The organism is Mycobacterium sp. FW102-FHT13B02 (genome assembly GCF_058790275.1).
The window spans coordinates 1-2,864 of record NZ_JBYTCM010000058.1; the positions used below are offsets into that span (position 1 = coordinate 1).

Genomic DNA, 2,864 nt, shown 5'->3' on the forward strand with positions numbered 1-2,864 from the left:
TCACCCATCCAATCTGATTGGGTGGCCTACTTTTCAGCCGTCGCGACTGGCCGGATTTTCAACCGTCGTTAACACGCCTCAATTGTGGCCAACGACTTGCCCTCTCAGCACTGAGCAACCGGCTTCCTAGGTGAACTCCTGTCTGGAGCACACGCCGAGTTCAACATGACACCACGCGGCCCTCAACATCTTTGATTTCAGATGGCGAGCGAGCGCTGAATCAGGTACGTGGGCCGCGCTGTCGAGGATGTTGAGAACACACCTTGTACAACCATCTGAACTTGACAGCATTGACCCGCCATCGCCCAGACGGCTAACAATGGTCAGCAGACTTCGGCACGTGCAGTAAGGCAGACCGAATCGCTCAGCTCGCGAGTGAAAGTAGAGGGGCCGAGGCAAATTGAGGCGAACATCAGCCGACACGGCTGCCACCTTCGCAGGTGATGAGGCCCACGAGCCAGAAACACTGGCCGGACTGCGACGCTGGCGCTATAGGTTCCGCGCCCGTGTGCTGCGCCGCATCGATGCGCCGACGTCTGTCCTCGACCGTGTCATGGCGACCCACACCCCGCGTTCTGACGCAGAAGTTGGTGACACGAACGACGCTGATGAGTTCGCCGGGGACGATGACGGACCAGATCATTCAGCCGTCGATGCTGCCTTTGGCACCGGCCCTGAAACCGCCGAGACCACCTCGGAGAGGCCTACCACGCCTGCTTTACGTTTCGGGCTGGTGGTCATCCTGATAGTGATATCCGCTCTCGCGGCGCTCGGTGGCTGGTTTGGCTTCCATGCTTATACGTCGATGCAGGTTCAACGCCGAGAATCTCAATTGCTCGACGCCGGCAAGGCGGCGGCGGTCAACCTGACGACCATCAACTACACCGACGCCGACGCCGACGTGAAGCGGATACTTGATTCAGCGACAGGTCATTTCGCTGATGACTTCCGCACGCGATCGCGCCCCTTCATCGCCATGGTTACCAAGGTGCAGTCCGCCACTGTGGGCACAGTCGCCCAAGCCGGTCTTGAATCCGTTGAAGGTGACAAAGGCCGTGTCCTAGTCGCAGTGTCGGTTAAGACCACGCTTGGAAGTGGCGCCGAACAACCGGCACGAATATGGCGTATGCGGATCGAAGTACAGAAGATCGACAATGTGATCAAAGTGTCGAACGTGGAGTTCGTGCCATGATGCGGAGGATCCGAGAAAAAGTGACACCCACGCACACGCACGGTGATGCTGTCGAAGTAGATGCCCTGTGTCAAGAGACTGCGCAAGTCGGCGGCAGCGATCCTATCGGTGGCGACCGATCCGCATTCACTGACGAAACAACGGATCCAGCAAACGAAGGTCGGCGCCACCGGTACCGTGCCGCTCTAGCTCGAACGACTGTGTTCGTGCTCCTGCCCGCTGTTGCACTCTTGTCGGCGTGTGGGATTGGGTGGCTCAAATGGTGGGTAACCGAAAGCGGGATAGCGGAGGTCGCTGGTTCCGAGGCGGTCAAAGCCGCCACCGACGGCACGATCGCGTTGCTGTCCTACCAGCCCGACACCGTGGACAAGCAGCTTGTCGACGCACGTGATCGACTGACCGGCGCATTCCGGGATTCCTATTCGTCACTGACCAACGACGTGGTGATCCCTGGGGCGAAGCAGAAGCACATCTCTGCAGTCGCTTCGGTTCCCGCGGCAGCAGCGATTTCAACAAATAGCAGCCATGCCATCGTGCTGGTTATGGTAAACCAGACGACCGTGATCGGCGCCGATTCGCCTACCCAGACAGCGACGAGCGTCAAGGTCAGCCTGGACAAGGTCCACGGCCGATGGCTGATCTCTGATTTCACTCCGATCTGAATCGCCTAAAGAGAGACGCCCATGAAAGCGTTTGCCCGCGCGAATACACTGGCGCAGCGGCTGCTACCGCTGCTCGTTGCGGTGGTGGCCCACACGGGGCTGGCGCCGCAGGCGAACGCGGACAACAGCAGACTCAACGTCAGCGTCGTCAGAATGGTGTATATCGTCCAACACCAAGCTGGGTGTATCAACAACGTGCGAGTCAATCCACAACTCCAGCTCGCCGCGCAGTGGCATTCCGTCGACGTTCTCAATAACCAGTCACTGCAAGGTAATATCGGCTCCGATGGCTCAAGCCCTCAAGACCGTGCAGCCGCCGCGGGCTATCACGGGCCCGTCCTGGAGACGGTTGCGGTCAACCCCGCACTATCTATCACGAGCCTCGAAGTCATCAATCAGTGGCATTCCGACCCTGGACAACTTGCGATCATGCAGAACTGCGCCAACACCGAGGTCGGGGTGTGGTCAGAGAACAGTGTCAACCGGACTGTCCTAGTGGCGGTATACGGTCATCCGGCGTGACCTGCCCCGCGCTCCCGCGACGCGGAAACAGGCATCTGCGCGGTCTCATTACCGACAACCCTCGATGTAATACATGAAGTCGACGTCCATTCGTAGCGCAAGCTGTCGTACGAGGCCGTAACCCAATCGGTCCAACCAAGAGAACATTTCAACGCGGCAGCATCTGTTGAGCGGCCAATTTACGAAGCTGCCAGATCATTGCCGGACACAATTCGTTGACAGCCTGGCCAACGAGATAGCTAGCTTGAGCACTATCGAAGCCGCCAAAGTCCGATTCGATTCGGGCGACCATGGTGTTGTAGTCGTCGCCAGCGCCGACCTGGCTACAGACGCCCCGCCCGTAGGCCAGTGCGTCGTCAGCATTCGCGAAGTTGTATCCAGGGCGGACAGTCACATTCACGAGGTAGGCGATCTGAACCACCCTGGATCTGATGGAGACCTGGTTCAAGCCACGTCGCGGTCGGAGGTGGCTGTCGAGCGTTGTTGAC

At 59.0% G+C, this 2,864-nt stretch carries 4 protein-coding genes; 3 read left to right on the forward strand and 1 reads right to left on the reverse strand.

The genetic code is table 11. From position 1 onward, the window contains the following. Window positions 1–508 precede the first annotated feature (508 nt). From AC3WTE_RS32480 to AC3WTE_RS32490, 3 genes are all read left to right on the forward strand, one after another. Window positions 509–1,192, forward strand: a complete 684-nt coding sequence (locus AC3WTE_RS32480; RefSeq protein WP_492443729.1) for an Rv1363c family protein — start codon at window positions 509–511, stop codon at window positions 1,190–1,192. A gap of 206 nt (window positions 1,193–1,398) precedes the next feature. After that, window positions 1,399–1,854: a hypothetical protein gene (locus tag AC3WTE_RS32485; RefSeq protein ID WP_492443731.1), complete on the forward strand. Its 456-nt coding sequence runs from the start codon at window positions 1,399–1,401 to the stop codon at window positions 1,852–1,854. Between the two features lie 21 nt (window positions 1,855–1,875). Continuing rightward, complete coding sequence (locus AC3WTE_RS32490; RefSeq protein ID WP_492443732.1) at window positions 1,876–2,376, forward strand: CAP domain-containing protein; 501 nt, start codon at window positions 1,876–1,878, stop codon at window positions 2,374–2,376. 148 nt (window positions 2,377–2,524) lie between these two features. Here the strand turns inward: AC3WTE_RS32490 and AC3WTE_RS32495 are convergent, their stop codons facing one another. After that, on the reverse strand, window positions 2,525–2,824 hold the full coding sequence (locus AC3WTE_RS32495) for a DUF732 domain-containing protein (protein ID WP_492443734.1): 300 nt from the start codon (window positions 2,822–2,824) through the stop codon (window positions 2,525–2,527). Window positions 2,825–2,864: the final 40 nt, after the last annotated feature.